The organism is Falsiroseomonas sp. (assembly GCF_051859025.1).
Lineage (GTDB): Bacteria > Pseudomonadota > Alphaproteobacteria > Acetobacterales > Acetobacteraceae > Falsiroseomonas.
In genome coordinates, this window is sequence record NZ_JBHYGL010000001.1 from 530073 (window position 1) to 545366 (window position 15294).

The following is a 15294-nucleotide window of genomic DNA, read 5'->3' on the forward strand; positions in this document are numbered from 1 at the left end:
CGTTCCGGTGAGGAAAATCGTGTCGGCAGGCGGGATATGGCGCTTGCAGTGGCAGGCGGGTGGGCCATTGCCCGCGGAACGATCAGCGCGTGAGGCGGCGCTGCATCCCGACATCGCGGGCATGGGCGCGCAGTACCATCTCCCGATAGGCGGGCTCCAGCCGGCGGGCGGCCTCGATGGCGGGGGCGAAGGCTTCGCGGTAGGCGGCGGTGAGGTCGCGCGCTTCCTGGCGCAGCGCGGCCTCGTCCATGGTGACGATACGGCCGTTTTCATAGACGACGGCGCCATCGACGATGGTGGTGCGCACGCTGCCGGCGGGTTCGCAGAAGACGAGTTGGCGCTGCAAATCGTTCAGCGGCGTGAAGGGAAGCGTATCGAGGTCCAGCAGGATCACATCGGCCTTCGCACCAGGCGAAAGATGGCCGATGGAGGGCCAGCGAAGTGCGCGCGCGCCGCCCTGCATGGCGCAGCGCAGGATCTCCGGCGCGTTGGGCCAGCGGTGGTAATCCACGTCGGCCAGCGTGTGGACCAGCCCCGCCATCTTCATCGCGGCCCAGGGATTGATGCCGTCATCGGCCACCGCTTCATCCGTGCCGATGGCGATAGGCACGCCGGCATCGCGCAGCGCGCGGAACGGCATCACCCCGCTGCCGAGGCGGAGGTTGCAGAGGGGGTTGTGCGCCACCGTCGCGCCGGATCGCGCGATCAGGGCGATGTCCTCCTCATCCACCCAGATGGCGTGGATGATGACGAGGAATTCGTCGAGGATGCCGTAATCCTGCGCCAGCCTCACCAGGCTGCGGCCGAACTTCTCCTCCCCCAGCACGCGCTGCAACTTGGTTTCCAGGATGTGGCAGTTGAAGGGAAGGTCGTGCTTCCGCGCCAGGGCCGACAGGGCTTGCAGGTAGGGCACTTCGCATCGCTGGGGGGCGGAGCAGGACAGCGCCGCGGCGATGCGGCCGCCGGAGGTGCCATTCCATGTGGTGATCAGGTGGTCGTAGAGGGCGAGGAGTTCTTCCGTGGACTGGCGCGGCGCGGCATCCATCGCGGCGATGGCCTCGGCTGGCAGAAGTTCCTTTAGAAAAGGAAATTTCTCGTATTCCACGAGCTGCGGCTGGTCGATGGCGATTCGGGCGCGCATCCCGCTGTCCCGATAGGCCTCCATGATGCCATCGATTCCATCACGGTCGGCGGTGGGGACGTGGAAGGCATCATCCATCACGGTGGTGACGCCGTGGCGCAGCATCTCCATCGCACCCAGCATGGTGCGGACGTAGTTGAGACGCTTGACGGGCGCGCCTTCGATCAGCGGCGGAACCTCGTAGAGCATGAAGACTTCCAGCGGCAGGCCATCCACCATGCCGCGCAGGAAGTTGCCGGGGCTGTGGAAATGCGCGTTGATGAGGCCCGGCATGGCGAGCATGCCACTTGCCTCGATCACGCGATCCGGCTTGCGGTCTGGACAAAGCGTGGGGCCAACCGCCACGATGGCGTTGCCCTCGATGAGGATATCGCCCTCCGGCCATTCGCGGCCGGCCTCGTCGCAGGTCAGGATATGGGCATTGCGGATCAGGATGGACATGGCGGCACCTTCTTCGCGCACAGGCTACCCCGCATGAGTCGCGTGCTGGAAGGGCGCCGCGCCTTCGTCACGGGTGGTGGCGCGGGCATCGGGCGCGCGATCGTGCTGGCGCTGGCGAAGGCCGGCGCGCGGGTCTGCGTGACGGACCTCGACGGCACGGCGGCAGAGGGCGTGGCGGCGGAGGCCGGCGGCGGTGCCTTCGGGCTGTCGCTGGATGTGCGGGATGCCGTGGCGACGGCGGCGGCGGTGGACCAGGCCGTGGCGAGGATGGGCGGGATCGACGCCGTGGCGGCCAATGCCGGCGTTTCCACCATGCGGCGCGTCGTGGAGCTGACGGAGGCCGAGTGGGACTTCAACATGGACGTCAACGCCAAGGGCGTGTTCCTCACGAACCAGGCGGTGGTGCGGCACATGCTGGCGGCGGGGACGCAGGGGGCCATCGTCAATACCGCGTCGCTGGCCGCGAAGGTGGGCGCACCGCTGCTGGCGCATTACTCCGCGAGCAAATTCGCCGTCGCCGGCTTCACCCAGGCCATCGCGAAGGAAGTGGCGCCCCACGGCATCCGCGTGAACTGCGTCTGCCCCGGCTTCGTCGCGACATCGATGCAGGAGCGCGAAGTGGTCTGGGAGGCGCAGCTGCGCGGCATGACCGAGGAGGCGGTGCGGGCGGAATACGTGTCCCTGACGCCGCTTGCCCGGTTGCAGCAGCCGGAGGACGTGGCCGATGTGGTGGTGTTCCTGCTGGGCGATTCATCGCGATTCATGACCGGCCTGGCCGTGGACGTGAATGGCGGCGTGTTCATGAGCTGATGAGGAAAGCATGATCCCGGGGCTGTTCGAGACGAAGAAGACGGTGATCGCCATGGCCCATCTGGGCCCTCTGCCGGGATCGCCGCTGTATGACGCGAAGCGCGGCATGGCGGGGCTGCTGGATGATGTGCTGGAGGATATCGCGGCCCTCCAGAAGGGCGGCGTCGATGCCATCATGTTCGGCAACGAAGGTGACCGCCCCTATCTGCTGAAGGCAACGCCCGAGAGCCTGGCGGCGATGACGGCGCTGGTGACGGCGGCAAAGCCGGCGCTGCGCGTGCCCTTCGGCGTCAACTACCTCTGGGACCCCGTCGGCACGGTCGCCGTCGCCGCGGCGACGGGCGCGCTGTTCGCGCGGGAGGTCTTCACCGGCGTCTATGCCAGCGACATGGGGATGTGGGAGCCCGATTGCGCCGGCGCCCTGCGACTGCGCGCGGCACTCGGGCGGCAGGATCTGAAGCTGCTGTTCAACATCAACGCGGAATTCGCCAGCACGCCGGATACGCGGACCATCGAGCAAAGGGCGCGGAGCGCGATCTTCTCCTCCCTCGCCGACGTCATCTGCGTCTCCGGCGGCATCACGGGGCAGGCAGTGGAGGGATCCGACCTGGAAGCGGCGCGGCGCGGCGCGGGCAGCACGCCAGTCTTCGCCAATACCGGCGTGAACATCGACAATGTCGAGACGATCATGCGCGTGGCCGATGGGTGCGTGATCGGCACGCATTTCAAGCACCAGGGAAATACCTGGAACAAGGTGGACCCGGATCGGGTGGCGAGGTTCATGGACCGGGTGCGGGGGCTTCGCTAACCCTGTGGCGCGGCTGATCGGGATCGATATCGGCACGACCTCCACCATCGGCATCCTGGTGGAAAGCGGGGGCGCGGTGCTGGCCACGGCGTCGCGGCCGGTCGATCTGCGCAGCCCCCACCCGGGATGGGCGGAGGAAGACCCGGAGCAGTGGTGGAACAACACCGTCGCCATCCTGCGGGACATGCTGGCGGCATCGCCCGGGCCGGTGGCGGCGATCGGCGTCACGGGGATGGTGCCGGCGGTGGTGCTGCGGGGCGGGGCCGGTGCCCTGCTGCGGCCGAGCATCCAGCAGAGCGATGGGCGCACCAGCGTCGAGGTCGAGGAAATCCGCGCCGAGGTCGATGAGGCCGCCTTCATCGCCCGCACCGGCAATGGCGTGAACCAGCAACTGGTCGCGCCCAAGCTGCGCTGGCTGCGGCGGCATGAGCCCGATGTGTTCGCCCGCATCGCGACCATCCGCGGCAGCTACGACGATATCGCCTGGCGGCTGTGCGGCGCTGCGTCCCTGGAACGCAACTGGGCGCTGGAGGCGGGGTTTCTAGACCTCGCGGCCGACGGCATCGCCGATGATCTCGTGGCGCTGGGCGGTGTCTCGCGTGACTTGCTGCCGCCACTGAGGGCGCCGCATGAGGTGATCGGCGGCGTCACGGCTGAGGTGGCCTCGCTGACGGGGCTGGCGTTGGGGACGCCGGTGGTGGCGGGCTGCGCTGACCATGTCGCCTCCGCCTTCGTCGCCGGCGTCACGGCGCCGGGCGATCTTTTGATAAAATTCGGGGGCGCGGGGGATGTGCTGCTGGCGACGCGATCGCCGAGCCCCGATCCGCGGCTGTTCCTCGACTTCCACCTGGTGCCCGGGCTGTTCCTGCCGAATGGCTGCATGGCGACATCCGGTGCGGTGCTGAACTGGGTGGCGCGGGAATGGGGCGGCGGGCTTTCCCATGCGCAGCTGGATGCGCTGGCGGCCGGCGTGACGCCGGGGGCAGAGGGCCTGCTGATGCTGCCCTATTTCCTCGGCGAGAAGACGCCGCTGCATGATCCGCACGCGCGGGGCACGCTGATCGGCCTCGGCCTGCATCACGGCATGGCGCATGTCTGGCGCGCGGCGCTGGAAGCCGTTTGCTTCGGCTTCCGGCATCACCTGGAAGTTCTGCACGAATTGGGCCATGGCGCGACGCGGGTGATCGCGAGCGATGGCGGGGCGGGCAGCCTCGTGTGGATGCAGATCGCGGCGGATGTGCTGGGGCTGCCGATCCAGCTGCTGCAGGGGCATCCTGGGTCATGCCTCGGCGCGGCCTATGTCGCAGGAGTTGGCGTGGGCGCCTTCGAGGATTGGAATGCCATCGGCCGCTTCGTGACGCCGGCGGGGCGCGTGGAACCCGATCCGGCGGCGGTGGCGCGGTATGACGCGATCCATCCGCTGTGGCGCGAAAGCTATGAGCGGCTGAAGCCGCTATTCCCGAAACTGGCGGCGGTGACGTGATGCTGAAGACCCACGGACGCTACGCGCATCGCTCCATCGAGGACAGGCCCCGCTTCCGCTGGCCGGGCGGCAAGGGGCTCGCGCTGTATGTTGCCCTGAATGTCGAGCACTACGCCTTCGGCGAGGGGCTGGTGGAGGATCTGGTGCCCGGCGGCACGCAGCCCGACGTGCTGAACAACGCCTGGCGTGAATACGGCACGCGTGTTGGCGCCTGGCGGCTGCTGCGGCAGTTCGAGGCCCATGGCATTCCGCTGACGGTGCTGCTGAACAGCGCCGTCTATGACCAGGCGCCGGACTTCCCCGCCGCCTGCCGTGCCCTCGGCCATGAGATCGCCTGCCACGGTCGCAGCAATTCCGAGAGCCAGGCCGGGCTGTCCGAGGAGGCGGAGCGTGCGCTGATCGCGGAGGCGACATCGCGCATCGCGGGGGAGGAAGGGGTGCCGCCGGAAGGCTGGCTCGGGCCCTGGCTGGCGGAGACGCCGCGGACGCCGGAATTGATCCGCCGCGCGGGCTATCGCTACATCATGGATTGGGGCGCGGACGACCAGCCGATCTGGCTGCTGACGGATGCCGGGCCGCTGCTGGCCATGCCCTATTCGCAGGAGATCAACGACAGCGTCGCCATCATCGGCCGCCAGGCGAGTGCGGCCGAGTTCACCGACATGGTCATCGACCAGGTGGACCAGATGATCGAGGATGCGGCGGAGGTGCCGCTGGTCTTCGGCCTGGCGCTGCACGCCAACATCATGGGCCAGCCCTTCCGCCGGCGGCAGCTTGACCGCGCGCTGGCGCATATCGCGGCGCGCGCTGGGGATATCTGGATCACGCGCGGGGCCGATATTGCGGCCTTCGTGCATGAGGATCCCTCACGCGCCGCGTGACTTGCGCACGCCCAAGGCGTGCGAGGCCGCGAATGCGGCCCGCCGGTCGTCCGGCGAGCCAAGCCGGCGGAGCCGGCGCCCGGCGCCTGAGGGCACACCCTTCAGGGTGTGTACATCAGCCGCGGCAGCCATAGCGCCATCTCGGGAATGGCGATCAGCAGCGCCGTCATCAGCACCATCGCGGCGAAGAAGGGGATGGTGCCCGCGAAGACCTGCGCGATGGTGCCTTCCCGCCGCACTGCCTGGATGACGTAGAGCGTCATGCCGACAGGGGGTGAGAGCAATGATACCTCGCACATCAGCACCATGAAGACGCCGAACCAGATCGGGTCGATGCCGGCGGCGACCACCACGGGGAAGACGATGGGCACGGTACCCACCATCATGGGCAGGCTTTCGAAGAAGATGCCGAGCAGCAGGTAGAAGACGGCGAGCGCGATCAGCAGCTCGATCCGCGACGCCCCGAGGTCGGTGACGAATTTGCCGAGTGCCGGCGTGACGCCCAGCAGGCCGAGGACGAAGTTCAGGTAGAAGGCCGCAGCCAGCACCAGCATGGACATGGCGGTAAGCTGCGCGGTGGCGATGAAGCATTCATGCAGCATCTTCACGTTCAGCCGGCCATAGAAGGCAGCGATGGGCAGCGCCGCCACCACGGCCAGCGCCGCGCTTTCCGTCACAGTCGCCCAGCCCGTGTAGATGGAGCCCATGATGATCGTGAAGATCACCAGCGGCGGCAGCAGATCCACCAGGCGCTTCAGCCGCACCAGCAGCGGGTCCAGCACTTCCTTCTGCCGCACCAGGTCGGGGCGGGCGAGGGCGAGGACGATGATCGTCGCCATGAACAGCAGCGTCATCACGATGCCGGGGATGACGGCCGCGGCGTAGAGCTGACCGACGGAAGTATTCGTCAGCGCCCCGTAGACGATCAGCGCGATGCCCGGCGGGATGAGGTTGCCGAGCGACGCGCCCGCCGCGATGGAGCCCAGCACCAGGCGGTCATCATATTTCCGCTTGCGGAAGGAGGGCAGCGCGACGGTCGCGATGGTGGCGGCGGTCGCGACGGAAGACCCCGAGACGGCGGAGAAGATGGCGCTGGCGCCGACATTGGTGTGCAGCAGGCCGCCGGGCAGGGGGTTCAGCCAATCCGACAGGCTCTGGTACAGCCTGTCCGTGCTGCCGCTGCGCACCAGGATCTCACCCAGCAGGATGTAGAGCGGGATGGAGAGGAGAACGTAATCCTCCATCGCACCCCAGAACTGCATCCCCGCCGCGGCGACGAGAGCGGGGCTGAGATAGACCACCGCGCCGATGGCGGCGACGGCGAACATCGCGGTGGCGACATGCAGGCCGAGGAAGAGCAGCCCGACCAGGAGGCCAAAGCCGATCGCGGTCTCACCGACGCCGATCATGGGACGAGATCCTTGCCGGCGGTGCGCGTCGCGATGGCGCTGGCCTCGATGGCGACTTCCTCATCCAGCGTCATGGGGCCGTAGAGGTGGTTGACGCGCTTGCGGTCCGTCACCAGCAGCCAGGCGGCGTGCAGGGCCAGCAGCACGGCGATGGCGGCGAAGACGACGAGGCCCGCCAGCCAGAGCGATTGCGGAATCCAGAGCGGCGTGCCGAGCGGCGTGATGGCATGAGCGTCGAACTCGATCGTCTCCTCCAGCACCGCCCACCCACGGAGGGAGGCGAAGACGCCAAAGGCCGCGAGCAACGCATAGGCGAAGGCGTTGAGGAAGGCGCGCAGCCAATCCGGCATGTGGGCCAGCAGGAAATCGACGCGGGTATGGGACTTCGTCACCAGCGCCCAGGCGAAGGCGAGGGAGGAGACGACGGCGGTGGTGTAGCCGCCGACCTCATCGATGCCTTGCAGCGAGAAGCCGAGGAACTTCCGGGCGATGATCTCGAAGCAGGTGACGAAGGAGAAGCCCAGCAGCCACCAGCCGCCGGCCAAGGCGAGAACGCGGGCGGGCGGGCCGAGGACGCGGGTGAGGGGATTGCCGTCATTCATGGGCGTGGCCCAGGCATTTCCCGTGCCATCGTGGGGGGCACCGTCACGCGCCCGCCGCCAGCAGCGCGGCGAGGGCGGGAGACAGGCCTTGCGTCGGCCGCTGTCCCGGATGCGCCAGGCTGCCCGTGCGCGCCTTGGCGGGCTTCATGCGCACCAGCATCTCCAGCAGTCCGACGCCGGCGGCGATGCCATCCAGCACCGGCACGGGCACGGCATCGCGGATGCGGGCGGGCATGCCGGCCATGGCGGCACCGCACAGCACCACCACCTCCGCCCCCGTCTCGGCCACAAGGGCGCTGGCCGCATCGGCCACCTTCGCGTCAACCGTCGCCGGATCGGCATAGGCATCCTTGGGCGAGGCGGTGATGGCGCGGATGCCGGCCAGGCGCCCCGTCAGCCCCTGCTGTGCCACCAGTTCCTGGTAGATGAAGGGCGTGCCGAAGGTGATGAGGCCGAAGCGCGTGCCGAGCAGGCAGGCCGCCGCGATGCCCGCTTCCGTCATGCCGACCACAGGCACGGGCAGGACCTCCCGCGCCGCCAGAAGCCCGGTGTCGTAGGAGACGGCGAGGAGGACGCCATCAGCGCCCGCGACATTCTCCGCCAGCATCTCCAGCATCGCATGGCCGGCGATCGCGTTCTCGGCGCGGGAGTTGATGATGTGGGCGCCGAAGCGGCCGGTCAGCGGCAGGATTTCCGTGCCCGGGGAGGCGACGGCGCGGGCGGCACTGGCGCAGAGCTCCGTCACCTGCGGCGTGGTGTTGGGGTTGGCGACCAGCAGGCGCATGGCGCGACTCCGTCCGGGAAATGGCATCGGGATTATGCACGCTGCCTCAAAAGGCGCGATGCTGGCGTTGGAATGGGCGATTTGCTAATTTTGTGGGCTTATTGATGCCCCCGCGCGCGCTTCGGGCGCCGCAGCCGCCTTGCGCGCGGCGCGTGGCCGCCGCGTAATGAGGGCGCCATCGATCCTCCGGGGGGATACCCATGAACCCAATCCGCAGCCTGCTCGGCGCCGTGCTCGCCGTCTCCCTCTCCGCCGGCGCCGCCATGGCGCAGGCGCCGGTGCGCTGGCTCAGCCAGTCGCAGGCGGTCTCCACCCAGTTCCCGGTGGAGAATGCCGCGATGGAGCGCATCACCACGGGGCTGAATGTCCGCATCGAACGCAGCGAGTTCCAGGGCCTCGGCATCAACATGGCCGATGCGCTGCGCCTGGTGCGCGCCGGCACCTTCGATGTCGTCTCCGCGCAGATCGGCCTGGCGTCCCGCGACGATCCCTTCCTGGAGGGCATCGACCTGATCGGCGTGTCCACGGACCTCGAGGAACTGCGCGGCGCGGTGAATGCGTTCCGGGAGGTGTTCGACGCGCGCATCCAGCAGCGTTTCGGCGCCAAGGTCGTCGCGATCTGGCCCTTCGGGTCGCAGGTCTTCTTCTGCAGCCAGCCGATTCGGACACTGGATGACCTTCGCGGCCAGCGCGTGCGGTCCTTCACCGCGTCGATGTCGCAACTGCTGGAACGCCTCGGCGCGACGCCCGTGACGCTGTCCTTCCCGGAGGTCTATCCGGCGCTGCAGCGTGGCGTCGCGTCCTGCGGCATCACCTCGCCGACCTCCGCCAATACCGGCAAGTGGCCGGAGGTGACGACGCACCTGCTGCCGCTGTCGGTCTCCGGCGCGGTGCAGGCGCATCTGGTGAATCTGGCCTGGTGGAACCGCCAGACTCCGGCGCAGCGGGAAGCCTACCTGGCGCAGTTCAGCCGCATGGAGAACGATCTGTGGGACCTGGCGCGCACGACGAATGAGGATGCGACGAATTGCAGCCTCGGCCGGCCGGAATGCCTGCGCCAGGCGCACCAGCCCTTCAACATGACGCTCGCGACCGTCAGCGATGCGGACAAGACCCGCCTGCGCCGGATCTCGGAGGAGGTGATCCTTTCCGAATGGGCGGCGCGCTGCAACCGAGCCTATCCCGGCTGCGCGCAGGTGTGGAACGACACGGTCGGCCGTGCGCGCGGGATGGCCATTCGGTGACGATGTCCGTCACCGTCATCCGCCGGGCCGCCTGGGTGGTGGCCTGGGACGGGGCGACGGGCGGGCATGGCTACCTGCGGGATGCCGATGTTGCCTTCGCGGGCGACCGCCTGGTGCATCTTGGCGGGCATTGGGACGGCGTGGCGGCGCGGGAGATCGATGGCAGCGCCTCCATCGTGCTGCCGGGCCTCATCAACATCCATTGCCATCCCGGGCAATCGCCGTTGTTCCGCGGCTATGTCGAGGAATTCGGCAATCCGCGGCTTTTCAATTCCGGTCGCCACCGCTTCCGCCAGGCCTTCATCCCGGATGCGGAAGCGATCCGCGCGAGTGCGCGCTATACCTATGCCGAACTCCTGGCGTCGGGCGTCACCACCGCCGTCGATCTGAGCCACGCCTATCCCGGCTGGCTGGAGCAATTGGCGGAAAGCGGGCTGCGCGGCGTGGTGGCGCCGATGTTCCGATCCGCCAACTGGTTCACGGAGACGGGGCAGGAGACGCAGTACGAATGGCTGCCGGACCTCGGCGGCGCGGCCTTCGCCGAGGCGGCGGAGGTGATGGACCAGGCGGAGGCGCATGAAAGCGGGCGCCTGACCGCCATGGTCTCACCGGCGCAGGTGGATACCTGCACGCCGGACCTGCTGAAGCAGGGCGCGGCATTGGCCCGCGCGAAGGCGCGCCCCCTGCACACCCATGCCGCGCAGAGCATCGCCGAATTCGCCGGCATGACGCGGCGCCATGACTGCACGCCGATCGAATACCTGCACGGCCTCGGCTTCCTGGGGCCGACGACCATCCTCGGCCATGCCGTCTTCACCGATGCGCATCCCTGGATCCTCTGGCCGAGGCGGGAGGATCTTCGGCTGCTGGCGGAGACCGGCACCGCTGTCGCGCATTGCCCGACGGTGTTCCTGCGGGACGGGTCGATGATGCATGACCTTGGCGCCTATATGGAGCGCGGCATCGCCATCGCGATGGGCACGGATACCCACCCGCAGAATCTGTGGGAGGAGATGCGCGTGGCGGAATTGCAGGCGCGCGCGGCGGCGGGGCCGATGCATCGCTGCGACACCGCGCGGGTCTTCCACGCGGCGACGGCGGCGGCGGCGAAGGTGCTCGGCCGCGATGACATCGGGCGGCTCGCAGTCGGCGCGAAGGCGGATATCGTCATCGCCACGCTGGACCACCCCGCGATGCAGCCGGCGCGCGACCCGCTGCGCAACCTGGTGCATGTCGCTGCCGAACGCGCGGTGCGTGATGTCTTCGTCGATGGCGTGCAGCGCGTGCGGGGCGGAGAGGTGCTGACCATCGACCGCGCGCGGGCTTCCGCCGATGTGGCGCGGGAGCAGGCCAGGCTGGCGGCGCTGGTGGCGGAGCGCGATCCCGCGGGCACAACGGTCGAGGAATTGATGCCGCTGTCGCTGCCGATGCTGGGGTAGGGGCGCCCTCTCCCCGGCAGGGGAGAGGGCTTCGGCAGGGCGTTACAGCCCGGCCTGGGACACGAACTTCGTGTTCAGATAGGCCTCGATGGCCTCCGAACCGCCTTCGCTGCCATAGCCGCTGTCCTTCATGCCGCCGAAGGGCACTTCCGGCAGCGCGAGGCCAAGGTGGTTGATGGTCATCATGCCGCTCTCGACCCGCGAAGCGATGGCATTCGCCGTCTTGGCGCTGCGGGTGAAGGCGTAGGATGCAAGGCCGAAGGGCAGGCGGTTGGCTTCCTCCACCACCTCGTCCAGGTCGGTGAAGGGCGCGATCATGGCCAGCGGGCCGAAGGGCTCCTCGTTCATCATGCGGGCGTCCTTGCCGACGCCGGTGATGACGGTGGGCTGGTAGAAATAGCCCTTGTTGCCGATCCGCTCGCCGCCCGTATGCACTTGCGCGCCGCGCTGGCGGGCATCGGCGACCAGGCCCTCCACCCAGGGGACGCGACGCTCATGCGCCAGCGGGCCCATCTGCGTGTCGGCATCCATCCCGTTGCCGACCTTGAGGGCTGCGGCGAAGGCGGTGAACTTCTCCACGAAGGGGGCGTAGAGCTTCTCCTGGATCAGGAAGCGCGTCGGCGAGACGCAGACCTGGCCCGCATTGCGGAACTTGGCGGCGGCCAGGGTCTTCACGGCCAGGTCGAGGTCTGCGTCGTCGAAGACGATCGCCGGCGCATGGCCGCCGAGTTCCATCGTCACGCGCTTCATATGCGCGCCTGCCAGCGCCGCCAGGTGCTTGCCGATGGGGGTCGAGCCCGTGAACGTCACCTTGCGGATGACGGGATGCGGGATGAGGTATTCGCTGATCTCGGCCGGCACGCCGAAGACCAGGTTCGCGACGCCGGCGGGCAGGCCGGCATCGGCGAAGGCGCGGATCAGCGCGGCGGGGGCGGCGGGCGTCTCCTCCGGCGCCTTGACGATGATGGAGCAGCCGGTGGCGAGTGCCGCGGAGAGCTTGCGCACCACCTGGTTGATCGGGAAGTTCCACGGCGTGAAGGCGGCGACGGGGCCGACGGGCTCCTTCACCACCAGCTGGTAGACGCCCTCGGCGCGCGCGGGGATGACGCGGCCATAAGCGCGGCGCGATTCCTCCGCGAACCAGTCGATGATGTCGGCGGCGGCGAGCGCCTCCATCTTCGCCTCGGCAACGGGCTTGCCCTGCTCCAGCGTCATCAGCCTCGCGACCTCATCTGCGCGGGAGCGGAAGATGTCGGCGGCCTTGCGCATCAGCTTGGAGCGGTCATAGGCCGAGACCTTCTTCCACTGGCGAAAGCCCTTGTCGGCGGCGGCCAGCGCCTCATCGAGGTCGTCCTTGCTGGCATGGGCGACGGTGGCCAGCACTTCCTCTGTCGCGGGGTTCAGGACGGGGATGGAGCGGTTGCCGGCGGCGTTGCGCCACTTTCCATCGATGAACAGCTGAACGTCGGCGTACATGCGCGTCTCCTCTGCGGCCCCGTATGCGGGGCGCGGATAGGGTGATCTGGCGGGGAGGGAAACTGGCACAGGCGACGCCCCGGGGGAACCGGCCCAATGGAACGGGGCGCCGGCCGGCGGGGTTCAGGACAGGCGGTCGAACAGGGTCCTGAATTTTGCCTGGATCACCGCCTCGCCGCAGAAACGTTCCACAAACATCAGCCCCTGGTGGCGCAGGCGTTGCCAGGCGGCCTCGTCCTGGTAGAGCCATGCGATGGCCTCCGCGATGGCGCGGGGCTCATCGGCGAGCGCGATATCCTCCGCATGGGTCAGGCCCATGCCTTCAGCCGCCATGGTGGTGGCGACGCAGGGCAGGCCATGGGCCAGGCTTTCCAGAACCTTGCCCTTCACCCCCGCACCGTAGCGCAGCGGCGCCACCATCAGCCTCTGGCGGCCGAGATACTCCCCGAGTTCCGGCACGAAGCCTTCCAGATGCACATCCGGCGCCGCCAGCCGGTGGAAGCTGTCGGGCATGTGCGACCCCGCGATGCGGAAGACGATGCCGGGCAGCAGGGTCCGCAGATGCGGCATCACCTGGTCGACGAAGAAGGTCACGGCATCGACATTCGGCGTGTGGCGATAGCCGCCGAGGAAGGTGATGCCCTGGCGATCCGCGAAGGAAGCCGCACCCGGGCGGGCCTTCACCGTCCAGGGGATGACGTTCAACTGATGTTCCGGCACCGCGCCGGCGAGGTAGGCGGCTTCATGGGTGGAATGGACGATCACCTGGTCCGCCATCGCCAGGGCCGTGACTTCCCGCGCCTTCAGCACCGCGGCTTCCTTCGCGATGGCAGGGCTGCCGGTGATGCTGGCCTCGCGCTCCAGCCGCAGATGGTGCAGGTCCGCGACCGAATAGATGATCCGAGCCTTCGGCATCGCGCTGCGGATCATGCCGGCATATTTGAAGGCGTTGACGAAGCGGTGCAGGAAGACGGTGTCGAATTCCGCGCCGCGCTTGCGGATCACCTCCTCCAGCGACCAGTACCAGGGGTAGTGCAGGCATTCGATGCCGATGCGCTGCAGCGCCTGCGTCAGCGCGCCGAGATGCGCCATGTTGTCGGCCGGCACGAAGGTGATCTTGGCGCCCAGCGCCTGCATCGCGCGCATATGCGCGACGGCGGCGACCGATCCCGCATCCTCCTGCGGCGTCGGCGTCGTCTCATCGATGAAGAGGATGCGGCGCGTGATGCCGCGTTCCTTGGCCAGTTCCGGCTCATCCCCGTTCAGCCGGTGCTGGGACAGGGCATCGCGCCAGCGGTCGAAGAACTTCCGGCCATTGACGAGCTGGTAGCGCTTGACGCCGGTGCCCTTCACATCGGTGCCGCTGGTGATGCCCTCATGGTGCACCAGTTCCGACAGCGGCTGATACAGCACGCGCAGGCCCCGCTGGCGGATGCGGAAGGCGAGGTCCGTGTCCTCGTAATAGGCGGGGCTGTAATGCGTATCGAAGCCGCCCAGGGCCTCGAACACCGGGCGCGGCACCATGATGGAGGCGCCGGAGACATAGTCCACGTCACGCATGTAGGAGATTCGCGGATCGTCGGGCTGGCTGCCGCGGCCGTAGTTCCACCCGTCGCCCAGCCGCCAGATGATGCCGCCGGCTTCCTGCACGCTGCCATCGGGGAAGATCAGCTTGGAGCCGACCAGCCCGGCATCGGGCTGCTCCGCGAAGGTGTCGCGCAGCGCGTCCAGCCAGCCGTCGCGCACTTCCGTATCGTTGTTCAGGAACAGCAGGTAGCGGCCGCGCGCCGCGGCGGCACCGGCGTTGCAGGACGCGATGAAGCCGCCATTGCGCGGGCTGCGCAGGTAGAGCACCGCGCCGCTGATGACGGAGGGCAGGAACAGCGTCTCGTCCATCGACGCATCGTCCACCACGATCACCTCGAAGGCTGTGCGCGGCAGCGCCTTCAGGATGCTGGCGAGGCATTGGTAGGTGTAGGCGAACTTCCCGTGCACGGGGATGATGACGCTGACCTCGGGATCGGCCGCATCGGGGAATGCCAGGCGCGGATAGCGCGCGCAGAAATCCTGGAGGATGGAGCCGAGCCGGTCGGAGAAGGAGAAGGCGAGGTCGATCGTCGCCTGGGTCCGGTCCTCCCCGGCCTGGGCTGCGAGTTCCGTGTAGCGGGGCAGCATGGCACCGAGCGTCGCCATGACCGGCCCGACCAGGTCGCGCATCTCCGCGGCCGAGGTCGCGGCGGCGGCGCGGGCTTCCAGCTTCGGCAGCAGCGCGGCCACGTCATCCCACCGCAGGGGCGGCCTCGGGTTGTCGAGCACGAGCGGCGAATTGGCCAGATCCTCTCCTCGGCCCGCGATGCGGAGGTGCAGGATGTGGCGGGGCTCGATCAGCAGATGCTGCGGCATCGCGATGTTGAAGCCGCAGAGCAGGCCGGGCGCGCCGCCAGGGGGCGCGACATCCGGGCGCCAGAGATCGGCGCGGGTACGAAGGATCAGCGTCTCCCCGTCCCAGAGTTCGACCGAAAGCGGTTCGTGCGGCCGCGCGGGGTCGATTGCCCAGCCCCAGACATGCGTGTCCGTCCAGCTTTCCACCGTGCCATGCGAGTGCGTGGGGGAGGTAGGCGGGGAAGGCTTGTCCGGGGTCGACCCGGATGCCGGCTGGGGCAATCCGCGCAGCAAAGCGAGGGTGCCGCCGTTCATCGGCTGGCGGCTTCGCGGGATGGCTGGCGCCGCATCGGCTCGTCTCCTGGCAGGCGGGCGCGCATCACGGCGCCGGCAT

The 15294-nt window shown here is 68.6% G+C and carries 12 protein-coding genes; 6 read left to right on the plus strand and 6 right to left on the minus strand.

Annotation, left to right across the window (positions count from 1 at the left end):
• Nucleotides 1-82: 82 nt before the first annotated feature.
• A complete protein-coding gene (locus tag ACTIE5_RS02680; protein WP_439548146.1) occupies nt 83-1582 on the minus strand; it encodes an amidohydrolase family protein in 1500 nt (499 codons plus the stop codon).
• 33 nt (nt 1583-1615) lie between these two features.
• Between ACTIE5_RS02680 and ACTIE5_RS02685 the strand changes: the two genes are divergently transcribed.
• Genes ACTIE5_RS02685 through ACTIE5_RS02700 form a run of 4 tightly spaced genes read left to right on the plus strand, consistent with a single transcriptional unit; the run spans nt 1616 to nt 5564 of the window.
• On the plus strand, nt 1616-2392 hold the full coding sequence (locus tag ACTIE5_RS02685; RefSeq protein ID WP_439548147.1) for an SDR family oxidoreductase: 777 nt from the start codon (nt 1616-1618) through the stop codon (nt 2390-2392).
• A gap of 10 nt (nt 2393-2402) precedes the next feature.
• Nucleotides 2403-3200: a BtpA/SgcQ family protein gene (locus tag ACTIE5_RS02690; RefSeq protein ID WP_439548148.1), complete on the plus strand. Its 798-nt coding sequence runs from the start codon at nt 2403-2405 to the stop codon at nt 3198-3200.
• 4 nt (nt 3201-3204) lie between these two features.
• Nucleotides 3205-4683 carry an FGGY-family carbohydrate kinase gene (locus tag ACTIE5_RS02695; RefSeq protein ID WP_439548149.1) on the plus strand — a complete coding sequence of 493 codons (1479 nt, stop codon included), beginning with the start codon at nt 3205-3207 and terminating at the stop codon, nt 4681-4683.
• Nucleotides 4683-5564 carry a polysaccharide deacetylase family protein gene (locus tag ACTIE5_RS02700; RefSeq protein WP_439548150.1) on the plus strand — a complete coding sequence of 294 codons (882 nt, stop codon included), beginning with the start codon at nt 4683-4685 and terminating at the stop codon, nt 5562-5564. Before ACTIE5_RS02695 ends, ACTIE5_RS02700 begins: the two co-directional genes overlap by 1 nt.
• A gap of 101 nt (nt 5565-5665) precedes the next feature.
• Here the strand turns inward: ACTIE5_RS02700 and ACTIE5_RS02705 are convergent, their stop codons facing one another.
• From ACTIE5_RS02705 to ACTIE5_RS02715, 3 genes are read right to left on the minus strand one after another with little or no spacing between them, the layout of a single operon-like run.
• The gene (locus tag ACTIE5_RS02705; RefSeq protein ID WP_439548151.1) at nt 5666-6973 is read right to left on the minus strand and encodes a TRAP transporter large permease; all 1308 of its coding nucleotides are present in this window, start codon (nt 6971-6973) and stop codon (nt 5666-5668) included.
• Complete coding sequence (locus ACTIE5_RS02710; protein WP_439548152.1) at nt 6970-7575, minus strand: TRAP transporter small permease subunit; 606 nt, start codon at nt 7573-7575, stop codon at nt 6970-6972. Before ACTIE5_RS02710 ends, ACTIE5_RS02705 begins: the two co-directional genes overlap by 4 nt.
• A gap of 43 nt (nt 7576-7618) precedes the next feature.
• A complete protein-coding gene (locus ACTIE5_RS02715; RefSeq protein WP_439548153.1) occupies nt 7619-8359 on the minus strand; it encodes an aspartate/glutamate racemase family protein in 741 nt (246 codons plus the stop codon).
• Nucleotides 8360-8559: 200 nt separating this feature from the next.
• Here ACTIE5_RS02715 and ACTIE5_RS02720 point away from each other — a divergent pair, with 200 nt between their 5' ends.
• Together ACTIE5_RS02720 and ACTIE5_RS02725 are read left to right on the plus strand one after the other, a co-directional pair.
• Nucleotides 8560-9603 (plus strand): TRAP transporter substrate-binding protein, encoded by a 1044-nt coding sequence (locus tag ACTIE5_RS02720; protein WP_439548154.1) that lies wholly within the window; start codon nt 8560-8562, stop codon nt 9601-9603.
• A 2-nt stretch (nt 9604-9605) separates the two neighbouring features.
• Nucleotides 9606-11042, plus strand: a complete 1437-nt coding sequence (locus ACTIE5_RS02725; protein ID WP_439548643.1) for an amidohydrolase family protein — start codon at nt 9606-9608, stop codon at nt 11040-11042.
• A gap of 42 nt (nt 11043-11084) precedes the next feature.
• Here ACTIE5_RS02725 and ACTIE5_RS02730 read toward each other — a convergent pair whose 3' ends face one another.
• Complete coding sequence (locus ACTIE5_RS02730; RefSeq protein ID WP_439548155.1) at nt 11085-12518, minus strand: NAD-dependent succinate-semialdehyde dehydrogenase; 1434 nt, start codon at nt 12516-12518, stop codon at nt 11085-11087.
• Nucleotides 12519-12641: 123 nt separating this feature from the next.
• Nucleotides 12642-15107 carry a glycosyltransferase gene (locus tag ACTIE5_RS02735; protein ID WP_439548156.1) on the minus strand — a complete coding sequence of 822 codons (2466 nt, stop codon included), beginning with the start codon at nt 15105-15107 and terminating at the stop codon, nt 12642-12644.
• Between the last annotated feature and the right edge of the window lie 187 nt (nt 15108-15294).

Bases quoted from the DNA above. Each gene is read 5' to 3' on its own strand.
- ACTIE5_RS02680 (WP_439548146.1), bottom strand. From the start codon at position 1,582: ATGTCCATCCTGATCCGCAATGCCCATATCCTGACCTGCGACGAGGCC.
- ACTIE5_RS02685 (WP_439548147.1), top strand. From the start codon at position 1,616: ATGAGTCGCGTGCTGGAAGGGCGCCGCGCCTTCGTCACGGGTGGTGGC.
- ACTIE5_RS02690 (WP_439548148.1), top strand. From the start codon at position 2,403: ATGATCCCGGGGCTGTTCGAGACGAAGAAGACGGTGATCGCCATGGCC.
- ACTIE5_RS02700 (WP_439548150.1), top strand. From the start codon at position 4,683: ATGCTGAAGACCCACGGACGCTACGCGCATCGCTCCATCGAGGACAGG.
- ACTIE5_RS02705 (WP_439548151.1), bottom strand. From the start codon at position 6,973: ATGATCGGCGTCGGTGAGACCGCGATCGGCTTTGGCCTCCTGGTCGGG.
- ACTIE5_RS02710 (WP_439548152.1), bottom strand. From the start codon at position 7,575: ATGAATGACGGCAATCCCCTCACCCGCGTCCTCGGCCCGCCCGCCCGC.
- ACTIE5_RS02715 (WP_439548153.1), bottom strand. From the start codon at position 8,359: ATGCGCCTGCTGGTCGCCAACCCCAACACCACGCCGCAGGTGACGGAG.
- ACTIE5_RS02720 (WP_439548154.1), top strand. From the start codon at position 8,560: ATGAACCCAATCCGCAGCCTGCTCGGCGCCGTGCTCGCCGTCTCCCTC.
- ACTIE5_RS02725 (WP_439548643.1), top strand. From the start codon at position 9,606: ATGTCCGTCACCGTCATCCGCCGGGCCGCCTGGGTGGTGGCCTGGGAC.
- ACTIE5_RS02730 (WP_439548155.1), bottom strand. From the start codon at position 12,518: ATGTACGCCGACGTTCAGCTGTTCATCGATGGAAAGTGGCGCAACGCC.